Source organism: Congregibacter sp. (genome assembly GCF_965660375.1).
Taxonomy (GTDB): domain Bacteria; phylum Pseudomonadota; class Gammaproteobacteria; order Pseudomonadales; family Halieaceae; genus Congregibacter.
In genome coordinates, this window is record NZ_CBFHZO010000072.1 from 1 (window position 1) to 25,149 (window position 25,149).

Below are 25,149 nucleotides of genomic sequence, written 5' to 3' on the forward strand. Positions count from 1 at the left end.
GAAGATGTGTCCACTTACCCGGCGCTCTTTGCGGAGCTGAAACGTCGCGGTTACAGCGATGCGGACTGTGAGGCTATCGGTGGCGAAAATGTTCTGCGGGTGCTTCAAGCCAACGAAGAGGAAGCGCAGCGCCTCCAGAAGAAACGCCTCGCGGAAGACCCTCCCGAGGAACGTGTAGGCGCGGAGTAAAGAAGGCTTTTCGTCACAATGATGCGTGTCATTTCCACTCTCTTGATGGCGACCTCTATTGTTCTGGCGGCTTTAGCGGCGGTCGCGGCCGACACGCCCATGCCTGTAACGTTTTCGTCGGTGTTGGAACTCAAGGCCCGAAAACCCGACTGGAAAATTCGCTACGGCAGTGCGGCCTCCCAGACTGCAGCACTGTGGATGCCACCCCTGAGAGCAAAAGGGCCGGTGCCGGTGATTTTTCTGGTGCATGGTGGATGCTGGCTTAGCGACTATTCGGCGGGGCATATTTATCCCCTGGCGGCGCGCCTCGCCTCTGATGGCTATGCCGTGTGGGTGCCGGAGTATCGGCGGGTGGGTGAACCGGGAGGCGGCTGGCCTGGCTCTGCGGTGGACCTGGCGCTGGCATTGGATGCGCTTGCGGATCTTGAAAATCCGCGACTGGCACTGTCAAAGACTGTAATCATGGGGCACTCTGCGGGCGGTCATCTGGGTTTGTGGCTCGCCGCAAGGGATGCCTCACTGCTGAAACCCCCTGTGCGTGTCGCCGGGGTCGTTGGTCTAGCGGCCATTACCGATCTGGCAGCCTACGCGCGAGGCGACAACAGCTGTGAGGCCGTCACCGAATTGTTTATGGGTGGTAGCCCTGACACGATTCCCGAGGCCTATCGCCAGGCATCTGCGGTAGCACTCTCCTTTCGCGTTCCCGTGCGATTGTTGCGGGGTGTCGAGGACGGCATCGTCGGTCCACAGCAGCTATCAGCGATGACGCATGCGAGCACCATGGAATTGCCCGGGGCAGGGCATTTCGACTGGGTCCATCCGGACACCCGGGCCTACGAGCGGGTTCGCGATGCGGTGTTTGATGTCCTTAGCGTGTCTATCCAGCCCAGGCCGCGACTCTCAAGGACAGCGGATGAGGAGTTGCAGCCTTGAGCGAATCAACAGCCTTGAGCGAATCAACAGCCTTGAGCGAATCAAAAGCCTTGAGCGAGAAAACAGCCGTGAGCGAATCAACAGCCCAACTGGATAAAGAGGATCCTCTCGCATCGTTACGGGAGCAGTTTCACCTGCCCGAGAATACGGTCTACCTCGATGGCAATTCTCTTGGCGCTTTGCCCAAAGGCGTAAGCTCCGCGGTAGCTGACGTGGTCGAGAAACAGTGGAGAGAGGATCTCATCAGCAGCTGGAACAAAAACGACTGGATACGTCTGCCGAATCTTGTGGGTGAAGCCATCGCGCCTTATCTCGGCGCGGCCTCCGGCCAGGTGCTGTGCAGCGACAGTATATCGGTCAACCTGTTCAAGCTGCTCGCAACGGCACTTGCGCTTAAGGCCCCCCGACGAGTGATTCTTGCCCTTGAAGAGGATTTCCCTACGGATGCCTATATCGCTCAGGGCATAGCCCAATTGTTGGGAGAGGAGCGTTGTGAGCTTCGTCGAGTGGCGCCTGATCAACTTGAAGATGCACTGAACGACGACGTCGCTGTGCTTATGCTCACAGAAGTGAATTACCGCAGCGGTGAGCGCTATGATATGGCTGCCATTACCGAGGCGGCGCACGCTGCAGGTGCACTGGTGCTGTGGGATCTGGCGCATTCTGCGGGCGTCATACCCATCGAGCTTGACCGCCTGAACGTGGATTTTGCGGTGGGTTGTGGCTACAAGTACTTCAATGGGGGACCCGGTGCACCGGCGTTTCTGTATGTGAACCATCGGCATCAGAGTGAGGCCCGTCAGCCCCTTTCGGGCTGGCTTGGACACCGGGATCCCTTTGCCTTCGCCGCGGATTACGAGGCCGGATCGGGGGTTCAGCGCTATCAGGCAGGCACCCCTTCGATTATCAGCATGGTCGCCTTGAGTGCGGCGCTCAGGGTATTGCAGCTGACGGATATCGCGCAGATTCGCGAAAAGTCCCTCGCGCTCACTGCGTTTTTTATGCGCGGTTTGGCCTCTCGCGGCCTCCTCGATGACCTTGAGTGCCTCACACCCGAAGAGCCTGAGCGACGGGGGAGTCAGGTGAGTGTTCGCTACGAACAGGCCTGGGGGATTTCCCAGGCTCTCATTGAAGCGAAGGTGATCGTAGACTTTCGTGCACCGGATATTGTGCGCTTTGGCTTTGCCCCGCTTTACAACAGCTTCGCTGACGCAGAGCGCGCGCTGGATATTTTGGCGGAGGTGCTAAGTGACCAGCGGTACCTTGATGAGCGCTTTAGTGAGCGTCCGGCGGTAACCTGATGGGCGTCTTCAATGTCAGCGGGGCATTTCGCTTGAGGCTGTGGTTTGCAGCGGCCTGTTTGCTCACGCAGTTTTTCGCAGCGGGCGCCCGGGCACAGTGGCCCGAGGTATCCGCAGCCGGGGTTACCCCGGTTTTTCAATCCCGCACCCTCGACGAGACAATGACGATCACGCGTTTCGCCTTTGGCTCCTGCTACAAGGCGCAGAGAGATGGCGAAGAGGTATGGCACTCCATCGCGGAAACCCGGCCTCAGCTATTCATTTTTGCTGGGGATACGCTGTACCCCGATGAAGATGATGAAAGCCAGGCACTGCCGCAGCTACGCAAAGCTTACCGGATGCTCGCTGACGTGCCTGCTTTTACGGCGCTCCGTGCCCAGACGCCGGTGCTCGCGGTCTGGGATGACCATGACTATGGCAGGAACGACGGGGGTGCTGACTTCCCCTTGCGATTGCAGTCTGAAAAGCTTTTTGAGGATGCCTGGACCGAAGAGAGCGATGCCAGGCGTAGTCGTCCCGGGATTTATTTCAGTGAAATCGTGGGGCAGCCCGGCAAGCGTCTTCAGTTCATTGTGCTCGACACCCGGTTTTTTCGTTCACCCCTGCGTCCCAGCGACAGCTATGGCGAAAGGGGCAGGGAGCGCTATATTCCTGACATAAGCGCGGAAAAGACTCTGTTGGGCGCCAGGCAGTGGGCTTGGCTTGAGGAACAGCTGAAGCAGGATGCGGATTTACGCATCATCGTGTCATCAATCCAGGTACTTGCCGATGGTCACGGTTGGGAAGGGTGGAAGCAGCTGCCCCGCGAACGGGAGCGTCTCTTTGCGCTGCTCCGGCAGTACGATACGGCACCACTCCTCATACTCTCGGGAGATCGTCATGTGGCAGGGTTTTACGAGCGTGATATTGGCCTCTTGAGTCCCTTGATGGAGTTCACCTCGTCGGCGCTGAATAACCCCATCTCCATCCCTTATCGTTACAACGCGCTGGCCGAGAACGGACCTTACCGACAGGGCGAACTTTACGGTGAGGCGAATTTTGGATCTTTGGACATTGACTGGAAGGCCGGGGTGGTCGAACTAAAGCTGCACGATGCCGGCGGTCAGCTCGTCCGTTCAACCCTCAAAACCCTCGGCAATTGAGCAAGCCTGCAGCGCGCCGGATACTGCTTAAATAACGTCAGAGTCCCAGGGCAACGAGACCAATAACGATCAGGGTCGCCAATACCGGGAACACCACAGTAATAATGCCTACGTCCTTGTAGGCCTGGCGATGGGTCAGCTGGGTAATGGTCAGCATAGCCACCACGGCGCCGCAGTGGGGCAGAGAATCTACGCCGCCACTGGCCATTGCCGTGACCCGGTGCAGCACCTCCGGCGCGATGCCCATTTCGATATAAGCAGGGGCCATGGACTGCATAAAGATCTGCAAACCGCCCGAGGCCGAACCGGTGATCGCAGAGACCAGGCTCACGGAGAAAAACGCCGATATCAGTGGGGGCAGATCGGAGTTGAGGACCACGGCGGTAAAGTTGGCAAAGCCGGAGGTCTGGGTCACCACGCCGCCAAACCCAATGACTGCAGCGGTGTTGATCAGCGGCATGATGGCATCCTGGGTGCCACGTCCCGCTACCGTGAGGCCGTGGCGGCGCACCGCGGGGAACATAGCGAGTGCGACAAGGCTACCAACAAAAAGCGCCATGCTCGGCCAAAGCACCGGCTGTGTACTGGCAAATTCCAAAACGCGCGACGCAACGCCGCTCCCGAGATCGGCGCCTTTCAAAAGGCGTGGCATGAGAATGGTGCCGATCACGAGAGCCAGGGGAAACAGCGCCAGCGGCCAGGGTGGTAGGGCGGTGGGGTCACCGGCAGCGACGATTTCGTCCCTGGGGCCGGGGATAAAACCTTCGCCGGCGGCCTCAGCTTTCACCCGTTCCCGCTCGAGATACACCATGCCGAAGGCAAACATCAGCAGGCCTCCGATAATGCCCAGCAAGGGCGCGGCAAACAAATCGGTGCCCAGGGCACTGGCAGAGATGACGTTGTGAATAGAGGGCGTGCCGGGGAGGGCTGTCAAAGTGAAGGTTCCCGAGCCCAGGGCAATAGCCCCTAATAGCAGGCGCTTTGGGATATTGGATTCCTGGAGCAAGCGAAGCCCCAGAGGGTAAATCGCGAAAATAACCACAAAGACGACCACACCGCCGTAGGTTAACAGTGCGCATGCGATGGTGCATATCAGTAGCGCGCGATGGGCACCGAGACGTTGTATGAGCGCCATGGCCAGGCTGCTTGCTGCGTGGCTCTCTCCCATAATGCGCCCGAACACCGCGCCGGCGATGAACAACAAATAGAAGCGGCCCGCAAAACTGAAAGCACCCAGGGGACCCGAGGCAAAGTACTCGGTAAACCCCGCCGCGAAGGGCAGATCGTTGGTGACAATGACAACGGTAGCGCAGATGAGTGCGGCAAATACAATATCGATCCCCCGCAGTGCCAGCCATATGAGAAGGATAACGCTGCCGATAAGTCCCGCAAATTCCATACTTCGCCACTTGTTTTGTCTTTGGAGATGCCGCGAAGTGTATGAGGGGGAGCGAGAGCTGTACAGCGATGTCTCCGACGATGAGATTCTTGCGCGCAGCGCCTATAATCACGGCCTCGTTTAGCTACCAGACAATCCTATGACTGTAAGAACGCGTGTTGCTCCTTCTCCCACGGGCGACCCCCACGTCGGCACTGCTTACATAGCACTGTTTAACCTTTGTTTTGCTCGGGCCCATGGCGGCGAATTTGTGCTGCGCATCGAAGATACCGATCAGGCCCGCTCCACCGCGTCCTCCGAGCAGGCGATTCTGGATTCCCTGCGCTGGTTGGGACTGGATTGGGATGAGGGACCGGACAAGGGGGGCGAGCACGGCCCCTATCGACAGAGCGAGCGGATGGAAATCTATGGCAGCTATGCTCAGCAGCTTGTGGACGCAGGCAAGGCCTTCATCTGCTATCGCCGGCCGGAGGAGTTGAATGAACTGCGGGAGTCCCGCCGTGCCGAAGGCAACAGCACCGCCCTGAAGCATTCAGATCTGGCATTGCCCCCGGAGGAGGTGGAGAAACGCAGGGCCGCAGGCGAGCCCTATGTCATTCGCATGATGGTGCCCGAGGAATCCGGCGTCTGCGCAGTGCAGGATATGTTGCGTGGCGAGATTGAGCTGGATTGGAGCATGGTGGATGCGCAGATCCTCCTCAAGTCCGACGGCATGCCCACCTATCACCTGGCAAACGTCGTCGATGATCACCTGATGGGCATCACCCACGTGATCCGCGGCGAGGAGTGGATTAACTCGGCGCCCAAGCATCAGCTTCTCTATGAATACTTCGGCTGGGAGATGCCGGTGCTCTGTCACCTGCCACTGCTGAGAAACCCCGATAAGTCCAAGCTCAGCAAGCGCAAGAATCCCACGAGCATCCTGTACTACCAGCGTATGGGTTTTTTGCCGGAGGCGCTGTGCAATTACCTCGGTCGCATGGGCTGGTCCATGCCCGACGAACGGGAGAAATTTAATCTGATGGAAATGCAGGAGGCGTTTAACATCCAACGGGTGTCTCTGGGCGGTCCGATCTTTGACGTGGAAAAACTGCGCTGGCTGAACGGTCTGTGGATTCGTGAAGAACTCACCCAGGAGCAGCTGGCCCAGCGTTTAGTGGAGTGGGCCTTCAACGCTGATCAACTCGCCGCCGTGTTGCCTCACCTGCAACCGAGAATGGAGACGCTCAGCGACTTTGCACCCCAGGCAACATTTCTGGTGTCCGGGGAGTTGTCGCTGAGCGAAGAGCAGTTCGCCGCACTGGGCATGGAACCTGAGGCCTTGGTAAAAATCCTGCAGTTTGCGCTGTGGCGTCTTGAGGCGGTGCAGGAATGGAATCGGGATACGGTGTGGGACACGCTGAAAGACCTGGCCGACAATCTGGAGATCAAGGTACGTGATTTTCTCGCTCCGCTGTTTATCGCAATCTCCGGCAGCCGCGCCTCGATCTCTGTGGTGGACGCTATGGGCCTGCTAGGTCCGGATATGAGCCGCGCGCGGATCCGCCACGCTATCGATACCTGTGGCGGTGTGTCCAAGAAGGCGGCCAAACGTCTCGAGAAGGAGTATCAGGCTCTGTAAAACCGGGTAACGCCCGATGATCCTCAGTCAGTGTTTTTGTTCCATTGCTTCAGTGCGGCCTCGCAGGGGTCTCCGCGCTTGAAAATCCGCTCCAGCAGAGGCTTGGCGATAATGGTGGCACCGGCGGTGGCAACCGCTGCGCCGCCGCTAATCGCTGAACTCGTGATGTCCAGACCCAGCGTGGGTCTTGCGAGAGTGCCGGTAACTCCGACGAACGGATTCACAACGCTGGCGGCACTGATTCCCAGACCTTTGCGCGCCCGGTTATTGAAGTTGATGCTTATTTTTTCACTCTTCAGGTCCACCTGTCCGTAAGCGGACAGATCAACCTCTTTACTGCGGAATATGAGACCCGGATCTAAGGTCAGAACCCCCTTGTCTGCTCGAGCGGCGAGTACGGCGCATTCAACCTCCATGTCGGTGCTTTCCTTGGCGAGCATGGGTAACAGTGTGCGAAACACCTGGGCAATGAATGATTCCGTGGCGGCGCTGAGTTTCATTTTTCGCAAGTGACCGGGTCCACCGGTCATGAGAAATTCTCCATTCAGGGAGGCGGCTATGGATCGCAGGTTGCTGCCTCCGGCTTCAAGCGAGCTACTTACTTCATAGCGGGGGAGGGCGCTGTAAAGCGTGCTGGCAGCTATGATTCCCAGGGGTAAACGGGAGATATCCAGCGATGTGCTGAGCACTGCTGATTCACGGCGATCGTCGATCTTGAGCTTACCGGTGATAGAGCCACGACTGCCTTCAAACCTGTCAATGCTCAGTACACCCATACCATCGCCGCTACTGAGCTGTAGCGATGTCTGCTCCACCAGTGGTTGCCCACTGAACTGTGGATCCGGCAGTCCCAGGTTGCCAGTGTCGAGGCTCACTTCGATGCGGTAATCGTGCAGCCACGCAAAGGGCAGCTCAAGGTCAGGAATTCTGCGTCCGTCGTCACTGACAGGGGAGGCTGTGTCGTCATCGTCGGGTTCCTGAGGGGGAATCCAGGCCTGCAGGTCAGCGTTCGGTACTTGCAGCTCGGCTTCCAGTGCTTTTTCCCCGTAATCCCAGAGGACGCTTCCGCGTAACGTTGAACCGCCGAGGCGGAGCGAACGGGCATCCAGGGTGAGTGTTTCCTCCAGGGCTAAAACATCCACATCAATGTCGTAACTCAGTTGCTCCCGTGGGAAGAACTGATGCCGTCCTAGTCGTGTGATGTCATCTCCCGCGCCCGTTATTGTCATGGTGATGCCTTCACGCTCTCTCTCTGAAGGTACAACGACTTCTACGCTGAGTCTGGGTGAGTCGCCATCCAAAAGCTGCGCGTTGATCCTGGTCGCATCCTTGGCGGGTCGAGTGACGGCATTAAGGGTTAAGGCGTGGGCCACGGGTTGGTAACCCTTTACCGGCGGGAGGAGTGCGGCAAGGTCTTCAAAGCGGAGGTTTGATTGCAGGAGCGTATTTTCGTCGAGGGTGAAATCGCGGCTGAGTTCAAGGCGGGCACTGCCACTGAGGCCCGGGCCCGAGAGGTCCTCCAGAGCCAGAGCGAATAACTCGGGTGAAAGCGTAGGGCTCAACTCGAAGTGGTAACTGCCTGTTGGCAGATAATCCGGCGCGTAGGCGCCAAGGAGTGCGCGCGGCTCAGAGAGCTTGCCCGCGAGCAGCAAATCACTGGACAGTGTCCCGTTCTGGAAGCTCAGGGTACCGCTGACACCATGAAGTCCGAAGCCCTCTGCACTCAGGGAGGGGCTGCTAAGGACAAGGTTGTCGGGGCGCCCAGTGAGATTCGTAGTAAGGAGTACCGGGACTTCGCCCAGACCTTCCAGGCCGAACTGCTCACCCAAGTCAGCCAGCGAAGCCGCATCGGCGCTGAGGCGAAGGTCGATGTTGTCGAAATCCGGGTAGCTGTTGAGACGACCGCTGATCTGTGCGGTGGCTGCATAGGCAGCGATGTTCGCGGATTGGATCGCGATCACCGCGTCGTCAGAGATGGCAATCTGGCTGCTGACGTCGATGTCCGTATCGGGGATCTTGAGGCCCGCGGCGGAGGCCAGGTCCTGTAAACGCGGACTGGAGAAGGTCAGTTGCAGTGCGCTGCCGGCGTAGCTGGGGAAACTGTCAAGGTCCCCGGATAGCTGCAACTGATGCTCCCCCACGGTCAGACGTCCATCAATCCGCTCACCGCCCGTGGCGTTATCGTCAATAGCGATGGTGACGCTGTAGGGATGATCAAGACTGGGCTTTTTCTCCAGCAACTTCTGATAAAAGGAAAAGTCGGGGCCGGTGGCACTCAGTAGAACCGACGCGCCATTGGTGCCCGGAAAATCAGGCAACAGCACATTCGCTTCCAGATGATTGTTTCCCGCGTCCAGGACGCCGTCTCGAAATTCCACTCGGTTGTTTTTCCGAAGCAATCGACCCTTGAGACTGACGGGAACCTCTTTCACCAGGCCCAGCTCGAGGTGCTGTGCCAGACGGGGCAGACTGTCGGCATCGAGGGTGACATCAAGGTCCACACCATTAGCGCCAAGCGGATCATCAATGGTGCCGCTGGTGTGTGCGACCAGATGGGGAAGTTCAGCGCGGAAACTGAGCTCCAGCCCCGGTGTGACGTCGCGGATACGCAGGCGGATGTCAGTAGATTCTTCTGCCTCCAGTATGGGGGAGAGCTCGGCGATACGCGGTGGCATTGGGCCCGATAACTCCACATTGAGGCTGAGATTGTTGAGCCTTGAGAGGTCCGGCAATTGATAGTCACCCCGAAGCTGCAAATCGCCAAGAGCGCCACTGAAGTCCGCTGACATGTTCAGGCCTGTGCTCAGGCTCATGAGGTCGCTGCCATTCAGGGAGAGGTCCCAGGGATGTCCCTGCAGGCTTCCATCGCCTTTTAAGCGGAGACGATTCGCATTGGGGACATCCTGCGCGAGGGAGTGCACTACGAGGTCTAGGATTTTCCCCGTTTTTTCATTGCTATGCTGGATCCGCATATCCCGGATGGTGGTGTTTTCAAGGAGTACCGGCAGTGGCCCGGGTGCACGAGGTTCAGCAGTCCGTTCCTTTTTGCCCCCGTCGAGCATCGGTATGTTGCTCCGTCCATCACTGTTGCGGTGCAAACGCAGGTTCAGCCCGCGGATGTCCAGCTGATTCACTATGATCTGCTCGCTGAACAGTGACCCTAATTCGATCTGCGCTTCAAGGGTCTCCAGGGTTAGCATGGGGTCCTTGCCCGCCCATTCCGCATTCGCCAGCGCCACGCCGCCCAGGGCAACATGCAGGCCATCCTTCCATTGGAGTTGTGGCGCCTTTGTTAGCGTGATCCTGCGATTGAGGAACTCACTGCCTTGACCTTCGATGAGGGGGATGGCGAAGCCAAGGGACAGGCCGCTCCGCAAAGACAGGGCCAGCGCAGCTGCTGCCGCGAAGAAAACAGCGAGCAGCAGCGCCAGTGTTTTTTTAGACCACATTCAGGATGCGCGGGTAAGAAGGGCTGCCGCTGTTGCGGTTACGAAGGTTTCAAAAGCCAGCGCTCCCCAGGTGTAGGCTGTGAGCACTTCCTCAGTGCGAAGAGCGCCCAGACCGCGGGTAGCCGCTAACAGACCGATCGCCAAGGTCAGAAGAAGGAGCACGCTGCGCTCCAACGATGAGCGGAAGGCGGCAATAAGACAGAGGATGCCGACGCCGGTTTGCAGTCCACCGTACATGGCCGACATTTCGGCGTAGGCATCGCCATTGTTTATCTGCAGCCCGGCAAGTCGGGCGGGAAGGACGGGGTCGACGATGCAGGCCACGCCGTAAGCTACAAAAATGAGAGCAACGAGTATCAGGAAAACGCGGGTCATCATGAATCCTTAGTGTTCATTGGCAGAGGGAATTAATGGCGTGTCGTGAGTCGGGCATCAGGATTTTCCCGGGTCGAGTCGGGCGCCCAGGCGTTGGCTGACAACATAAAAAGCTGCGCCGGAGACCACAATCCCCATGCATATCATGGCCTCAATGGGACGTTGCAACACAATGTACAACAGCGTCCAGCCAGTGATCAGCAGGAAGACAATCGGTGGCAGAGGGTAAAGCCAGGTGCGGAAGGGCCGCGGCAGATCGGGCTGTCGCCAACGGAGAACGAATACCCCCATTACGGTAAAGAAAGTATTCAGTGCCATGGTTGCGCCGGAGAAGACAAGTATTCGATCGAAGGAGGAGGACCATAGAAAGGCGAGCGCCACGGCTGCCTGCACCAGCACCGCCGTAGCGGGTATGCCATCTTTGTTAACCCTGCCCAGCACCGCAAACAGGGGGAAGTCCTCACCAATGCGATGAAGCACCCTGGGACCTGCAAGAATCATCGCGCTCACGGTAGACACCAGCAGCAGAGCCAGAAGCACCCCCATGATCGTCGCGCCTGCCTCTCCGAAGGCGTAACTGGCGGCGACGTAACCCACTTCGACTTTGCCTACCATGGCGTCCATGGGGGCCACGGCAAGGAAAACATAGTTCAGCAGCAGATAGGAGAGGCAAACGAGTGAGGTGCTCGCGATGAGGACAATGGGAAGAGAACGCTGCGGGCGTTCCAGTTCACCAGTGATATAGGTGGCGGCGTTCCAGCCGGAGTAGGCGTAATTCACATAAATCAGAGATACCGCAAAGGCGCCGGAAAACAGGAGTGCTCCGTCGCCCTCTGCAGGTAAGAATCGCGTTGCCTGCCCCGAGTCGTTAAACAGCAGTGCCAATGCGGCGAAGCCGATGATTAAAAGAATCTTGAGAATGGTGAACAGGCTTTGCGTGCTGCCCGAGCTTTGGTGGCTGCGGCTGTGCGCCACGGCCAGCACAACGATAAGCCCCGTGGCGAGCCATATGCCGGAAAGCTGTGGAAACACGGCGGCCAGATAGCTACCGAAGGTCATGGCCGCCAGAGCGGTGGGCGCGGCAAAGCCCACCGTCGCCGACACCCAGCCCGAGATGAAACCCGCACTGGGATGATAAATTTCGCTGAGGAAGTTGTACTCGCCGCCGGAGCGGGGCAGAGCCGCGCCTAACTCCGCGTAGGATAGCGCGCCGCAAAGCGCTGCCAACCCGCCCACGGCCCACAGGGAGAGCAAAACGGGGGCCGACTGAATTTCCACCAATTGAAAACCAAGACTGGTAAACACGCCCGTGCCGATCATGTTGGCAATGACAATGGCGGCAGCTACTGAGGGGCGAAAACGGGTCACGGGGTATTGTTCCGTGAAAGACCGTGTTGCGCAATGTCTTCGCGATTTACAGCCATGTGGCGATCAGCAGCGCGGCAATAAAAAGGCTGGTGAATTGTCGGGTATGGCCGAAGGCCTGCGCGGAAAACCACAGCGGCCAGATTTGCGTCGGATAATGCTCGGGCCGTTCCTCGGGTTTTGAGTGCTGCAGGGCTTTGAGTGCACGGAGAAGCGCCGGCACACTGAGGAGCACGATCGCCAGAACCCAGTGCTCTTTGCCGCTGGCAACAAGCCATGCACAGCCGAGGTACTGAGAGACCAGCAAGAGCTGTGTGGCCCGGCGGGCGCCTCTCTGCCCAAGGAGCACGGGTAGTGTACGCACCCCCTTGGCGCGGTCCATCTCCATTTTGTCGATGTGCTTGCCGAACAAAACGGTGGTGGGGCCGATGCCATAGAGAAGACCCAGCCAGGCAGACGCATTGCTCCATTCCCCGGTAGTGACGTAGTAGCTGCCACCGACCATCAGCGGCCCCCATACCATGAGCACCGCGGGTTCTCCAAGGCCGATGTATTTGAGGGGCCAGGTGTAGAACAGTACGAAGAATGCGCCGGCCGCCATCAGGGGCAGGGTGAGCCCGCCTCGGGCGACAATCAGATAGGCGCCCACCAGCAGTGCCGCGCCGCCGGTGAGTGCGACGTAGCCATAGAACTGATTACGGCTCATGAGTCCGTCTTCGAGCACATGAATGCCGTACTGGTTGCGATAGTAGTTGCCCGAATCAACGCCTCTGGCGGAGTCAGTAAGGTCGTTAAGAAGATTGTTGGTCGCATGGGCGAGCATCAGTCCGAGCATGCACAGGAGCCAGAGTGCTAAATCACCCTGACCGTCGCGCCAGGCCAGAAGGCCGCCAAGGGCTGCGGACATGAGTGTCATGAACAATACCGAGGAGCGAACCGCCAGTAACCAGCGCACGGGCAGGGCGAGCGTCTGCCACTGACCGGGATTCAGGCGCGGCACGGTGGTAAGCGCCTGCCACCAGGTGGGTGTTTCGTTCATGGTCGGAAGTCCTTTGTTTTACCAGCGGTACTCGTGTTGAAGTCTGTTGGTCGCGCTATACCAGTGTGGGCGATGCTGTCTTACACGCCGGGCAGGCGAAATTCTATCAGTGTGCCCGCCCCGGTGGGGTGGTTTTGGTCAGTCGCGAGAAAATTTGGCGCAAACGTCTATTTAGGTGGTGAGCGCTTGAAATTACGGAAAACCCCTATTAGACTCGCGCCTCCTCTTTGGGGCCATAGCTCAGCTGGGAGAGCGCAACACTGGCAGTGTTGAGGTCGGCGGTTCGATCCCGCCTGGCTCCACCAAATAATCCTTTAAAATCAGTATTTTGCGAGAGTTTGCGCATCCTCGTCGGGGATTTGCGCGTTCTGATTTTGCGTCCTGTGACCATTGCCGGATTGTGATTTTTTTCGGGGGGACCGAGGGGTTGGCGACTGTTGGTCTCTACCATGGGCCCATGCGGTAAAGTCCGCCGCCGGTAACGGATGTGCAATCACATAACCCTGAGCGCGATTGCAGCCGAGCTTTAAAAGCTCCTCAGCGTGCTCGGTAGTTTCCACGCCCTCCGCAATCACTTCACGATCAAAGGTTTTTGCAAGGCCTATGATTGCCGTGACGATCGTTTTGTCGTCCCTGTTACTCAGCATGCCTTTGACAAAACTCTGGTCAATCTTAAGGGTGTCTGCAGGTAACAGTTTGAGATACCGCAAGGACGAGTAACCAGTGCCGAAGTCATCGAGCGCAATGCGTACACCAAGACGGCGGCATTCATGCATTGTGCCCGAGCTTGCCTCCAGATCCGCAAGCGCCCTGGTTTCAAGTATCTCCAGTTCTAAAATAGAGGCGTCAAGACCTTCGTGGCGTCTCAAGGCTGCAGAGAGTTTGTCAGTGAAGTCACTGGCTTGCAGTTGCATCGCGCCGATATTGACGCTGATGGGGACTCGCAGTCCCGCGTCAATCCATTTTTCTGCTTGAGCAAGCGCCTCATTAATCACCCAGTCACCCAGCTCGATGGAGAGCGAGCTTGTTTCAACGCCAGGCAGGAATTCTGCGGGTTTAAGCAAGCCTTTCCTGGGATGCTCCCACCTTATGAGTGCCTCGGCGCCAAGGAGGGCCCCTGTGGCGAGATGGACCTTGGGTTGATAGAAGAGTCGCAACTCACCCTGGATTAGTGCCTGCCTTACTTCTCCGAGCAGTATTCGTCGCTTGTCAAGATCCTGGCCTTCGTGTACGTCAAAAAACTCCAGGTCCCGTGAAGAGTTTTGCTTCGCTGCGTACATGGCTTGATCGGCATGCCGCAACAGCTGGTCGACCTCGCCGTTGTCCTCGGGATAAAGGGTGACGCCGATGCTCGCCGATACGCTGAGTTGCTCGCCGTCAATGGTGACGGGAGTTTTGATGGCCTCCGACAAACGCCGGAGAAGCAAGGTACATTCACTCTTGTCTGAGACATCGCTAATGAGCACGACAAACTCGTCGCCACCAATACGGGCTAAGGTGTCGATTTCTCGAAGCGCGACCTTCATTTGTGCGGATAATCGGACAAGAAAGGCATCGCCAACGCTATGTCCATGGCGATCATTTATTACTTTGAAGTTATCCAGGTCTATGTAAGCGATGGCCACCTGCGTGTTTCGTCTTGCACTCTGTGAGAGGGCCATAGACAAGCGGTCACCCAGAAGAATTCGGTTAGGAAGGTCGGTGAGGGCATCGAATTTAGCCACGTGCTCCAGCTGTTTCTGATGCTCCTTCATCCGGGTGATGTCGGTAAACAGACCCACGTAATGCTGCTCTTGACCCGCGTCGTCATAAATCGCGCTGATCGTCATGTGTGTCACCAAAAGAGAGCCGTCTTTGCGACGGTTAACGATTTCACCGCTCCAGTGACCACTGCTCTCAAGGGCACCCCACATATCGGCGTAGAACTCTGCACTGTGTTGCCCGGAACTCAATAAGCTCGGGGTTTTACCGATGACATCGTCACGAGAAAAGCCGGTGATGTCCTGGAATGCCGCGTTAACATCAACAGTGCTGCCCAGGTCGTCGGTTATCAGGATGCCCTCGCGCGCGTGAGTGAATACCCGGGCCGCCAGTCTCAGGTGGCGCTCATTGAGTTTACGCTCTGTTACGTCTCGGATAACAGCGACGATGCCTGTGATTTTGCCGTCCGGGTCGAGGACAACCGATCGGATTGTCTCTCCGGTGAACAGCGATCCATCTTGCCGTTGGTAATTCACTTCGAAGGCTTGCGCTTGTCCTGCTCCGGCTTCCTGCGCTTCTATGCGTCCGTGATGCAGGGGATCTTCGTCGCTGTCGTAAAGCACCTGGAACTCACTGCCCTGTAAAAAATCAATGTCGTAGCCAAAAACCGTCTGGACCCCCGCATTCATTGCCACGATGCGTCCATTTGCATCCAAAATGATAATCGCGTCACTGATTGCGTTAAGAATAGACTCCAGTTTTAGCCTTTCAGCTTCTGCACGACGCCGCTTGGTTTCCGCATCTTCCCGGGCGGTCTCCAGATCGGCGGTTTGCTTTGCTCTGTGCTCCAGCTCCCGGGGGATCCAGTAGCGAATGAGTAAAACCAAAATTATCAGGCCGACGGCTACATTCAGCAGTTTCGGAACGATAACCAATCCCGGCTGCGAGAGTTGGTCGTGTATTGCCGCGGGAAGAAATCCGTAGAGGGAGTTGAAGAAAAAGCCAAAGTAGGTGCTCTCAATAAGCGACCGGAGTGCATCAAGGGCGAGAATAACGAGGAGAACTTTGACCGCTCTGTCTGCGCGCCGAGCGCGTAGAAGGTGGCTGATGTACAAGCTCAGAATGACGAGCCACAAGACAACAAGGACCCAATACAGTGCGGAAGTCAACGCATTGTAAATAGCATCATTTGCTTCCATAGCGAAGCCGTCCTCCGTCACGGTGTTCCGCCCGACAATAAGCCGGAGACTACTGACGTGTGCACAATCTCTCACGGCAGAGGGTTCCATGCCGCAGAGGCGTTCTACAAGCAGTCTTACCACATTCGCGCTCAAGCTTATATGATGGCGTCTACTTTTGTACCCAGAGTTTCGCCTGTGAATATTTCTCGCCTATTTCTCTTTGGTGTCATTCTTGTTGTGGCGCCGCTAGGGGCCCTTCAGCTCAGCGCCCAGGAAAACGCTTACCCACTGCAAATGAGCAGCAGCCGACTGACCCATCGACCGGAAGTGCCTGGCCCCAACGGACTGGTCACCGCCGGCCATCCCCTGGCATCTATCACAGGGCTCAGGATCCTGATGGCGGGTGGCAACGCGGCGGACGCCTCGGTGGCGGTACTGGCGACACTGAATGTGGTGCGCCCGCAGATGTCCGGTGCCGGTGGTAATGGATTTTTCACCTATTACGACAGTCAGAGCAAAACGCTGCATGCCCTCAGCGCGACCGGCGCCGCGCCGTTGGCACTGGACGCCCGCACCCTTGATTCAGAGCAGCTTAACAAGGGGATAAACGCGGGCGTGGTGCCCGGCCTCTTTGGCGGATGGATATCTCTGCTCCAGAAGTTTGGCACGCTCTCCCTCGGGGAGGTGTTGGGGCCAGCTATTACCTACGCTCGAGAGGGGCACCCCATTGAGGCTTCTGTGGTCCGCTCTATCGCTTCGTCGCAGGCGTTGTTCGAGACCTTCCCCAGCAGCAGCAAAGTTTTTCTGCCAGCGAAGCGTCTGCCGGAGACGGGTGAGAATTTCACCATGCCAGATCTGGCGCGAACCTTTGAACGGCTCGTAGCGGCGGAGAAGCACGCGCTGGAGGAGGGAGCCAGTCGAGAGGACGCGCTGCAAGCCGCGTTCGATCTGTTCTACCGCGGAGAAATCGCCGAGGAGATGGCGGCGTTTTATCGTAAGAACGCAGGGTTGTTTACTGAAGAGGACTTTGCCAACTATGAGCCGCTCTGGAGTGAGCCGATTCACGCGCGCTATCGGGGCTATGACATTTACACCTCGCCCCCGACATCTCGCGGGGGGCTGGAAGTGCTCATGCAGCTCAAACTGGTGGAGGGCTTTGATCTTAAAGCGCTGGGATGGCAAAGCGCCCTGACGCAACATTTGCTGATTGAGGCAATCAAGGTCGCCAAAGCCGACATCTATCATTACCTTGCTGATCCGAGACTGCACGAAGTGCCCGTTGAGGGAATGCTGTCCGACGAGTATTTGAAAAGCCGCCGGGCGCTGATAAGCAAGGAACGCTCAATCAGCTTCCCCGCGCCAGGCAAGCCACAGGGTCGCAAAATGCTGGCTGCGCGCACCGATCAACCAGACGCCACGACCTCTCCCTTGGACGAGAGCAGTGTACCGGGAAGCACCACGAGTTTTTCTATCCGGGATAAAGATGGCAACGTCATGGCGGCGACACCGACTCATGGTGGAGCCTTTGGCACCGGAGTCGTGGTGGGCAATACCGGTCTTACCTTTAACAATGGCACGCGGGTGGGATCTACCTCACCGTACCCGGAAGATGCCAACTACGCCCGCGGCGGACAGGTTCCCATCTTGAACAACTCGCCCATTATTGTGATGAGGGACGGGGAGTTCGTGATGGCACTGGGTACCCCTGGCGGCGAGACCATCGGGCAGACCCAGTTTCAGGTTCTGGTGAACGTGCTGGACTTTGAGATGCCGGTGCAGGCGGCTATCGAGGCGCCGCGCTTCAGTGTTTTTGCAGAGCCCAATTTTTATCGCGAGGGCGTGGACATTAGCGTGCGCTTTGAGGATCGGCTTACGCAGCAACAGTACGACGGACTGACCGCGATGGGCCATGATTTGATGCTTGCACCCTCGTTCTCCCTGGGCAGCATTCAGGCGATACTCAAGAACGCTGAACTGGGGACTGTCGCCGCGGGCGCTGATCCACGGCGAGCCGCTCAGGCAGTGGGATGGTGAGCCGTATCTATTTCCTGTTTTTGGTACCTCCCTAAAAAACATGCTGTTAAGCTGAATTTGAAAAAAATAACAGAGTGCAATGCACTGAGGAATCTATGCAGGAGACAGTGACACCGGCGGCTAGCGTCGGGGTAAACCATGCCGCCGGGAGCCACCCGGATACCGGCTTTGGCACGCGGGGGTACCGGAAATACGTGCTGGGTGCGCTTCTCACCGTGTACGTTTTTAATTTCATTGATCGCACGATCATCAATATCCTTACCGAGCCGATCAAGCAATCCTTTGGTCTGGAGGACTGGCAGATGGGCATGCTGGGCGGTCCGGCATTTGCCGTGCTCTATACCTTTATCGGAATCCCCATTGCCCGCTTCTCCGAGAAGAACCATCGCGTTTGGATCATTGCCGCATCCGTGGCCCTGTGGAGCCTCATGACGGTGCTATGCGGCTTTGCGACGAGCTTCATCGCCTTGTTTATCTTTCGAATCGGGGTGAGCATCGGAGAGGCTGGTTGCTCACCGCCGGCCAATTCTATTATTGCCGACTACTTTATCCCGGCGCAGCGCTCCACAGCCGTGTCCACCTATGCTCTGGGAATACCCCTGGGAGGTATGGTCGCCTATGTGTTCGGTGGTTTTATCGTCGGCAGTCTTGACGGTCCGGCGGTGGCGCAATTGTTCAGCAATTGGGGATGGGTGTGGGCCGTCAACGCGCTGGACTGGCAAAACATCGAAGGTTGGCGCATAGCCTTCGTGGTGGTCGGTTTCCCGGGCATCATTGTTGCTCTTTTAGTGAAGCTGACTATCAAGGAACCGCCGCGAGGCTACACGGACCCTGCGGCCATGCAGGGAAAAGCGCAGGTGAGCTTCGCCGAGGTCCTGAAGATCCTCGCGAAAAAGCCCTCCTACTGGCACATAACCCTTGGTGTCACCATTGCATCTTTTGTGAACTACGGTGTCGCCCAGTTTTTTGTGTCGTTTCTCATTCGCACCCACGAAATGTCGATTTTTGATGCGGCAGTGAAGGTCGCCATGGTTCTGTCGGTAATGGCCTCCATCGGGACCTTTATGTCCGGCTATCTGGCAGACCGCTTCTCGGTGCGCTATCCCAAGGCGCTTGCCTGGATTCCCATGATTGCATTACTGGGATCTACACCGATGTTTGTTGCGGGGTATCTGGTGGACTCCCTTTGGATTGCCATACCCGTACTCATGGTGGGGCAGATGCTACTTTACACCTATCTGTGTCCACTCTACGCCGTGCCCGGTGGTGTTGTAGATAGCCGCATGCGTGCGACGTCTGTTGCCGTCACGCTATTTATAGTGAATCTGCTGGGTTATGGCCTTGGGCCGCCACTGATTGGCGGTTTGTCGACGATTCTCAACGCAAGCTTTCTTGCAGGGGTCGATCCAACGCTGTCGCTGGAGGCCTGCAAGGGAGCGAGCCTTGCGGTGGGCGCGCAGGTAGCCTGCGGTGAAGCAAACGCCAAGGGCCTGCAGTGGTCCATGATTTTCTTTAAGTGTTTGTATCTCTGGGCAGCGCTGCACTTTTATCTGGGCAGTAAAACACTGCAGCGTGATATGGGGCGCTGATGATGCGCCCGCAGCTTCTTAAACGGGGCTAGGGCAGTCCCGTCAGCTTCTGCATAATCCAGTCGGACACGCGGGTAGGCAGCAGCGCCTTCATTGCAATAAAGGCGCTTCCCGGTAAAAAGGGCACCACGCTGCGCGGCGTGGGATTGTGGCTCTCACATGCCGCCACGATACTCCCTGCTACGGTGATGGGGTCTGCTCCCTTGCTGTGCAGGTCATGGTGGAAGCTCTTGAGTGTACGCAACTGCTCAGCGTAAGCGGGCGCTGCTTCGATCCAGTGCGCAATCTGCTCCTGCTCGAGGGAGCCAAAGCGCGTTTTCACGGCCCCTGGCTCAATGACCACCACCTCAACACCGTGAGGCCTGAGTTCATGTCGTAAAGAATCCGTAATTGATTCCACGGCGTGTTTGGTGGAATTGTAGGGACCGAAGAAGGGTAGGGTAACGCGGCCTGCGACCGAGGAGACGTTGATGACGCGCCCCCTCCGTCGTTCTCGCATGCCGGGGACAAAGGCCCGGGTGACACGCACGAGGCCCAGCACGTTAGTCGCGAATTGCCGCTCCCATTCCTCGTCGGGAACCGCCTCCAGCGGACCCACCGCTGCATATCCGGCGTTATTCACCAGGACATCCGGTGCTTTGCCATCGAGTGCTTCAAAAACCCCGGCCGCCGCTGCGGCAACGGAGTCTGCGTTGGTCACATCCATCGCCAGGGCGGTGATGTTTTCGTAGCCGGCATCAAGCTCAGCGAGGGCCGTTTCGTTGCGGCCCGCGGCAAAGACCCGGTGTTGCTTGCTGGCTAACAGTATGGCCGCCGCGCGGCCAATACCCGCGGTGGCTCCGGTGATCACGATACTCGACATCACAATTCTCTTTTGCTGATGGCTCTAGCGCGCAGTAAAGCGCATACCGGCGTTGGGCGCTACAGAATAGCTTCGATAAGACAGGGGCCCGGTGTCGCCATAGCCTCGGCAAACTGGGCCTGGAACTCACCGCTGGTGCGTGCCTGCGTTGCTTTGACGCCCAGTCCCTTGGCCATATTGGCAAAATCCATGTCGGGCCTGGAGAGATCCAGCATGGACAGCGTTTTTTCGTTGGGTTCGCCGGCGCCCACTCTTGCCAGCTCAATATTGAGAATCGCGTAGCTCTTGTTGTTGAGGAGAACCACCGTCACGTCGGCGTTCTCCCGGGCCATGCTCCACAGTGCCTGAATCGTGTACATGGCAGATCCGTCCGCCTGCAGTGCGATGACCTTGCGATCCGGGCAGGCGAGAGCCGCGCCCAACGCCACGGGCAGTCCCTGACCGATAGCGCCGCCGGTGAGGGTCAGCCAATCGTGCGCGGGGGCATTCTCGGTACATAGGAACATCGCAAGCCCGCAGGTGGCTCCCTCGTCGGAGACCACAGCGTGCTCGGGCATTTCGTTACTCATGATTTGCCCGATGGTCAGGGGATTCAGGCTGTCGTCGGCAATCTCGTGGATCTGCCGCTGGTAAAGCGTCTGTGCACGGTCTTTGATCTCCAGCGCATTTATCAGGGCGGAAACTGTACTGTCGATGTCCTCGCTGGGCTCTGCCAGAGTCAGCAGTTCGCAGTGCTCCGGCGTCAGCCAGCTCTCTTTACCTGGGTAGGCAAAAAAGCTTACCGGCGCGGCGACGCCTAAGAGAATCAGCTGCTCAAAAGGTTCCAGCGCTTCTGCCGCCTGCTCCGCAAAATAGGGAAGACGCTGAACAACGGCGCGTCCCGCACCGCGTTGAAGACGCGTGGGGAAGGTGGCACATATGAGCGTGACGTTGTGTGCTTCCGCAATGGCGCCAAGCTGTGCGAGGTTGTCCTCCCGCAGTGCCATACCACCGAGCATGATCACACTTTTTTTACCGTTGCGGATGGCGTCGGCAATACGATTGACGCGATTCGCCGCCACCATCAGGGGTTCGGGTTTTGGCAATGCCGGAGCAGCCTCGCTTGCCTCGGTCCATGCATGGTCGGCAGGCGCTATGAGTGTGGCTATCTGGCCGTTACCCTTCATGGATGCCTGCACGGCACGGGCGCCCGCGGCCGACAGCTCCTCGGGGCTATGAGCGATTTCTGTCCAATGGGAGCCCCAGCGGGTGATGCCGGGAAGGTCTGAGGTGAGGGGGGCATCGAACTGCAGGTGATAGCTGGCATGATCGCCCACGATATTGACGATGGGGGATCCCGCCCGGCGGGCGTTATGCATATTGGCGAGGCTGTTGGAGAAGCCGGAACCCAGGTGCAATAGTGTTGCAGCGGGTTTGTCCGCCATGCGCGCGTAGCCGTCAGCAGCGCCGGAGACCACACCCTCGAACAAACACAGTACCGGTCGCATGGCGTCTGTCTGGCCGATGGCCGAGACAAGCTGCATTTCTGAGGTGCCGGGGTTGGCGAAACAGATCTCTACTTCGCTCTCCACCAGGGTTTTCAACAAAGCTTCCGCGCCATTCATAAAGGTATCTCCCGGTTGTGAATTTTTAAAATTAGCCAGGCACCCATGATAAGCGACAAAGGGGCAGAATGTTTGTCGTATAGGTTACAGTCACCTAAAATCCGACCCAGTTTTCACCATCAACAGAGATTCGCTCTATGGCGCTCAATCGTCGCTCCAAAAACATCACTGAAGGCGTTCAACGGGCGCCCAACCGCTCCATGTACTACGGCATGGGTTACGAGGAGGGCGACTTCCGAAAGCCCATGGTGGGCATCGCCAATTCGCACTCGACGATCACGCCCTGCAATGCCGGCCTCCAGCCCCTCGCCGACGCTGCTCAGGAGGGCCTGAAAGAAGCGGGTGCCAATCCCCAGGTTTTCGGTACGCCGACGATATCTGACGGTATGTCCATGGGCACCGAGGGTATGAAGTACTCCCTGGTATCGAGGGAGGTTATCGCCGACTGCATTGAGACCTGCGTGGGTGGTCAGTGGATGGATGGTGTGCTGGTTATTGGTGGCTGTGACAAGAATATGCCCGGCGGCATGATGGGCATGCTGCGGGCGAACGTGCCCTCGATTTTTGTATACGGTGGCACCATTCTTCCCGGTCGTCACAATGGCCAGGACCTGAATATCGTCAGTGTTTTCGAAGCTGTGGGTGAGCACGCTGCCGGCCGAATCAAGGACGAAGACCTGCTGGCCATCGAGCGCAATGCGATCCCTGGTACCGGGTCCTGCGGTGGTATGTACACAGCGAACACCATGAGTTCGGCGTTTGAGGCGCTGGGCATGAGTCTGCCTTATTCCTCCACCATGGCGAACGTAGAGTCAGAGATTAAAGAGTCAGCGAAGCAAAGCGCCCTGGCCCTGGTAGAGGCAATTCGTCTGGATCTGAAGCCCAGGGACATCGTGACCAGGGAATCTCTGGAGAACGCGGTAAGTGTGATCATGGCCACCGGCGGGTCTACCAACGCGGTATTGCATTTCCTGGCGATCGCCCACGCCGCGGAGATCGACTGGAGCATCGACGACTTCGAGCGCATTCGTCAGAAAGTACCGGTGCTCTGTGACCTCAAGCCCAGTGGACAGTATCTGGCGATTGATCTTCATCGCGCCGGCGGCATACCCCAGGTCATGAAAATCCTCCTCGATGGAGGGTTGCTCCATGGAGACTGCATGACGGTCACCGGCAAAACCATCGCCGAATCACTGGCCGATGTGCCGTCGATTCCCGTCAACCCCGAGGTCATTCGGCCCCTGGACAACCCCATGTATGCCAAGGGCCACCTCGCGATTCTTCGCGGCAACCTTGCCGAAGAGGGCGCTGTTGCGAAAATCACAGGCTTGAAAAATCCCGTAATCACCGGACCGGCGAAGGTGTTTGATGATGAGCAGTCAGCGCTGGACGCCATTCTCGCGGGCAAAGTCAAAGCCGGCGACGTGGTGGTGCTGCGTTATCTCGGCCCCCAGGGGGGACCCGGCATGCCGGAAATGCTGGCACCGACCGGAGCCCTCGTGGGGCAGGGCCTCGGGGAGTCTGTAGGACTGATTACCGACGGACGCTTTTCCGGAGGCACCTGGGGCATGGTTGTGGGTCACGTGGCGCCTGAAGCCTATGCCGGAGGTCTGATCGCGCTGGTGGAGGAGGGTGATTCCATCACCATCGATGCCCACACCCTGAGCCTGGAGTTGAACGTCCACGATGACGAGATTGCCCGCCGTCGCAGTGCCTGGGTAAAACCCCAGCCGCGCTACACCCGGGGCGTGCTTGCCAAGTTTGCGATGAACGCGGCCACCGCAAGCCGGGGGGCGGTTTTGGACCTCTATGAGGACTAGGCTGCTTATATCGGCGCCACTCATTCCAACTAGTATTCATCTGTGACCCTTGCAGGCATCATCGCCTACTGCGACCTTCTGGCGGTAGGTGTGTTTGCCGCCTCCGGGGCCCTCGCTGCCGCTGAGAAACGACTGGACGTGCTGGGTTTTGTGCTTTTTGGCACGATCACCGGGGTTGGTGGAGGTACTCTTCGGGACCTCCTGTTGCAGCTTCCAGTATTCTGGATCAGCGACGTTCGCTATCTCTGGGTGTGTATCACTGTCTCGGCGCTGAGCTGGTATATCGCGCCCATGCTGTCTGTGCGACGCAAGATTTTGCTTTGGGCCGATGCCATGGGGCTGGCGCTGTTTTCGGTGCTGGGCTGTGCCAAGGCGCTGCAATACGACGCGCCCTGGATTGTAGCGGTGGTCATGGGTGTCATGTCTGCAAGCTTTGGTGGTTTGATCCGGGATACGCTGCTGGGACGGGAGTCAGTGCTCCTGGGGGCCGAGATTTATGTGACCGCGGCGCTGGTCGGGGCGGGCAGCTACGTCGCGTTGGTAGCAAGTTCGCTGGTAGCTCCCAGCACGGCGCTGCTGGTGGCGATGCTTCCCGCGTTTATTCTGCGCGCGGGAGCAATCCATGCGGGCTGGCATTTACCCAGCTATCGCCGCCTGGGTGATGGTTCCTAGCTCAAACACTCTTTGCCAGTACTTTATCGCGAAGGCCTTCCTTGTAGCGGCGCAGTCTGTCGCGGAGCGCTTCATCGGCGGTAGCGAGCATTTGTGCGGCGAGAATTCCTGCATTGGTCGCATTGTCGATGGCGACGGTGGCCACCGGGACACCGGCGGGCATTTGCACGATGGATAGCAGGCTGTCTTCCCCATGGAGCTTGGTTGCTGCTACGGGCACCCCGATAACGGGTAGCACCGACAGGGAGGCCACCATGCCCGGCAGGTGCGCGGCGCCACCCGCGCCGGCGATGATCACCCGTAAGCCCCGATCCTCTGCTTCCCGGGAGTAGCTATAGAGCTTGTCCGGTGTGCGGTGCGCCGACACGATCTGCATTTCGCACTCAACCTCCAGCACATCCAGAATATCCCTGGCAGCGCGCATCACCGGAAGATCCGAGTCGCTGCCCATAATGATGCCTACGCGTACCGTCATGCTGATCGAGCCTCTTCCTGAATCCTGTCCCAGTTGCTGTGCGTTGCATCCAGTGCATGCGCAGCCGTCGTTGCCAGCGCGGTGATATGTCCGAGTTTGCGCATGAGCCGCGCCGGGCTTTTTCCGTACCAATACACGGTAGCGTTGTTAGTGCCCGCCTGGGTGCCTGATGCGCGATGAACGTTCTCTTCCTTCAGTGCCGGTGTGCACAGGAGATTGCGCATGGCAGCGGGGGTCTGCAGGGCGCTGTCCCCCAGATCCATACCCGCCACTGCACGAAGGTGTTGCTCAAACTGTGAACTGGCGCAGGCCTCAATCGTGTAGTGCCCGGAGTTGTGTACCCGGGGGGCAATTTCGTTGATCAATACCTGATTGTCGGCCAGCAGAAACATCTCGAC

At 58.1% G+C, this 25,149-nt stretch carries 19 protein-coding genes and 1 tRNA gene; 10 read left to right on the top strand and 10 right to left on the bottom strand.

Going from position 1 to position 25,149, the window contains the following annotated elements:
- The 4 genes from ACTG3T_RS06395 to ACTG3T_RS06410 form a co-directional block, all read left to right on the top strand.
- Positions 1-189, top strand: a 189-nt coding sequence (locus tag ACTG3T_RS06395) for a membrane dipeptidase (RefSeq protein ID WP_439101433.1), incomplete at its 5' end; no start/stop codon positions are given.
- Between the two features lie 18 nt (positions 190-207).
- Positions 208-1,122, top strand: coding sequence for an alpha/beta hydrolase family protein (locus ACTG3T_RS06400; RefSeq protein ID WP_439101434.1), 915 nt, complete (start codon positions 208-210; stop codon positions 1,120-1,122).
- A gap of 68 nt (positions 1,123-1,190) precedes the next feature.
- Positions 1,191-2,423: a kynureninase gene (gene kynU / locus ACTG3T_RS06405; RefSeq protein ID WP_439101435.1), complete on the top strand. Its 1,233-nt coding sequence runs from the start codon at positions 1,191-1,193 to the stop codon at positions 2,421-2,423.
- Entirely contained in the window at positions 2,423-3,565 is a 1,143-nt protein-coding gene (locus ACTG3T_RS06410; RefSeq protein ID WP_439101436.1) for an alkaline phosphatase D family protein, read from the top strand. Before kynU ends, ACTG3T_RS06410 begins: the two co-directional genes overlap by 1 nt.
- Before the next feature lie 37 nt (positions 3,566-3,602).
- Here ACTG3T_RS06410 and ACTG3T_RS06415 read toward each other — a convergent pair whose 3' ends face one another.
- Positions 3,603-4,964, bottom strand: coding sequence for a GntP family permease (locus ACTG3T_RS06415; RefSeq protein WP_439101437.1), 1,362 nt, complete (start codon positions 4,962-4,964; stop codon positions 3,603-3,605).
- 139 nt (positions 4,965-5,103) lie between these two features.
- Between ACTG3T_RS06415 and gltX the strand changes: the two genes are divergently transcribed.
- A complete protein-coding gene (gene gltX / locus ACTG3T_RS06420; RefSeq protein WP_439101438.1) occupies positions 5,104-6,585 on the top strand; it encodes a glutamate--tRNA ligase in 1,482 nt (493 codons plus the stop codon).
- 23 nt (positions 6,586-6,608) lie between these two features.
- On the opposite strand, the gene ACTG3T_RS06425 is transcribed toward gltX, so the two are convergent.
- Genes ACTG3T_RS06425 through ACTG3T_RS06440 form a run of 4 tightly spaced genes read right to left on the bottom strand, consistent with a single transcriptional unit; the run spans position 6,609 to position 12,813 of the window.
- Positions 6,609-10,034: an AsmA family protein gene (locus tag ACTG3T_RS06425; protein ID WP_439101439.1), complete on the bottom strand. Its 3,426-nt coding sequence runs from the start codon at positions 10,032-10,034 to the stop codon at positions 6,609-6,611.
- The gene (locus ACTG3T_RS06430; protein WP_439101440.1) at positions 10,035-10,412 is read right to left on the bottom strand and encodes a DUF4345 family protein; all 378 of its coding nucleotides are present in this window, start codon (positions 10,410-10,412) and stop codon (positions 10,035-10,037) included.
- A 54-nt stretch (positions 10,413-10,466) separates the two neighbouring features.
- Positions 10,467-11,777 carry an APC family permease gene (locus tag ACTG3T_RS06435; protein ID WP_439101441.1) on the bottom strand — a complete coding sequence of 437 codons (1,311 nt, stop codon included), beginning with the start codon at positions 11,775-11,777 and terminating at the stop codon, positions 10,467-10,469.
- A gap of 46 nt (positions 11,778-11,823) precedes the next feature.
- A complete protein-coding gene (locus tag ACTG3T_RS06440; RefSeq protein ID WP_439101442.1) occupies positions 11,824-12,813 on the bottom strand; it encodes a prenyltransferase in 990 nt (329 codons plus the stop codon).
- Positions 12,814-13,042: 229 nt separating this feature from the next.
- Here ACTG3T_RS06440 and ACTG3T_RS06445 point away from each other — a divergent pair.
- Positions 13,043-13,118: transfer RNA gene (locus ACTG3T_RS06445), tRNA-Ala, on the top strand.
- Positions 13,119-13,133: 15 nt separating this feature from the next.
- Here the strand turns inward: ACTG3T_RS06445 and ACTG3T_RS06450 are convergent.
- Positions 13,134-15,713 carry a putative bifunctional diguanylate cyclase/phosphodiesterase gene (locus tag ACTG3T_RS06450; protein ID WP_439101443.1) on the bottom strand — a complete coding sequence of 860 codons (2,580 nt, stop codon included), beginning with the start codon at positions 15,711-15,713 and terminating at the stop codon, positions 13,134-13,136.
- 177 nt (positions 15,714-15,890) lie between these two features.
- On the opposite strand from ACTG3T_RS06450, the gene ACTG3T_RS06455 reads away from it, so the two are divergent.
- Both ACTG3T_RS06455 and ACTG3T_RS06460 read left to right on the top strand, forming a co-directional pair.
- The gene (locus tag ACTG3T_RS06455; protein WP_439101444.1) at positions 15,891-17,729 is read left to right on the top strand and encodes a gamma-glutamyltransferase family protein; all 1,839 of its coding nucleotides are present in this window, start codon (positions 15,891-15,893) and stop codon (positions 17,727-17,729) included.
- Between the two features lie 95 nt (positions 17,730-17,824).
- Positions 17,825-19,318, top strand: coding sequence for a spinster family MFS transporter (locus ACTG3T_RS06460; RefSeq protein WP_439101445.1), 1,494 nt, complete (start codon positions 17,825-17,827; stop codon positions 19,316-19,318).
- A gap of 28 nt (positions 19,319-19,346) precedes the next feature.
- On the opposite strand, the gene ACTG3T_RS06465 is transcribed toward ACTG3T_RS06460, so the two are convergent.
- Positions 19,347-20,180, bottom strand: coding sequence for an SDR family oxidoreductase (locus tag ACTG3T_RS06465; protein ID WP_439101446.1), 834 nt, complete (start codon positions 20,178-20,180; stop codon positions 19,347-19,349).
- 59 nt (positions 20,181-20,239) lie between these two features.
- On the bottom strand, positions 20,240-21,784 hold the full coding sequence (locus tag ACTG3T_RS06470; protein WP_439101447.1) for an acetolactate synthase large subunit: 1,545 nt from the start codon (positions 21,782-21,784) through the stop codon (positions 20,240-20,242).
- A 137-nt stretch (positions 21,785-21,921) separates the two neighbouring features.
- Between ACTG3T_RS06470 and ilvD the strand changes: the two genes are divergently transcribed.
- Together ilvD and ACTG3T_RS06480 are read left to right on the top strand one after the other, a co-directional pair.
- Positions 21,922-23,604 carry a dihydroxy-acid dehydratase gene (ilvD, locus tag ACTG3T_RS06475; protein WP_439101448.1) on the top strand — a complete coding sequence of 561 codons (1,683 nt, stop codon included), beginning with the start codon at positions 21,922-21,924 and terminating at the stop codon, positions 23,602-23,604.
- Positions 23,605-23,646: 42 nt separating this feature from the next.
- Positions 23,647-24,276, top strand: a complete 630-nt coding sequence (locus tag ACTG3T_RS06480) for a trimeric intracellular cation channel family protein (RefSeq protein WP_439101449.1) — start codon at positions 23,647-23,649, stop codon at positions 24,274-24,276.
- Between the two features lies 1 nt (position 24,277).
- Here ACTG3T_RS06480 and purE read toward each other — a convergent pair whose 3' ends face one another.
- The gene (gene purE / locus ACTG3T_RS06485; protein ID WP_439101450.1) at positions 24,278-24,751 is read right to left on the bottom strand and encodes a 5-(carboxyamino)imidazole ribonucleotide mutase; all 474 of its coding nucleotides are present in this window, start codon (positions 24,749-24,751) and stop codon (positions 24,278-24,280) included.
- A partial coding sequence (locus ACTG3T_RS06490) for an ATP-grasp domain-containing protein (RefSeq protein WP_439101451.1) occupies positions 24,748-25,149 on the bottom strand: 402 nt, incomplete at its 5' end. The genes ACTG3T_RS06490 and purE, both read right to left, overlap by 4 nt.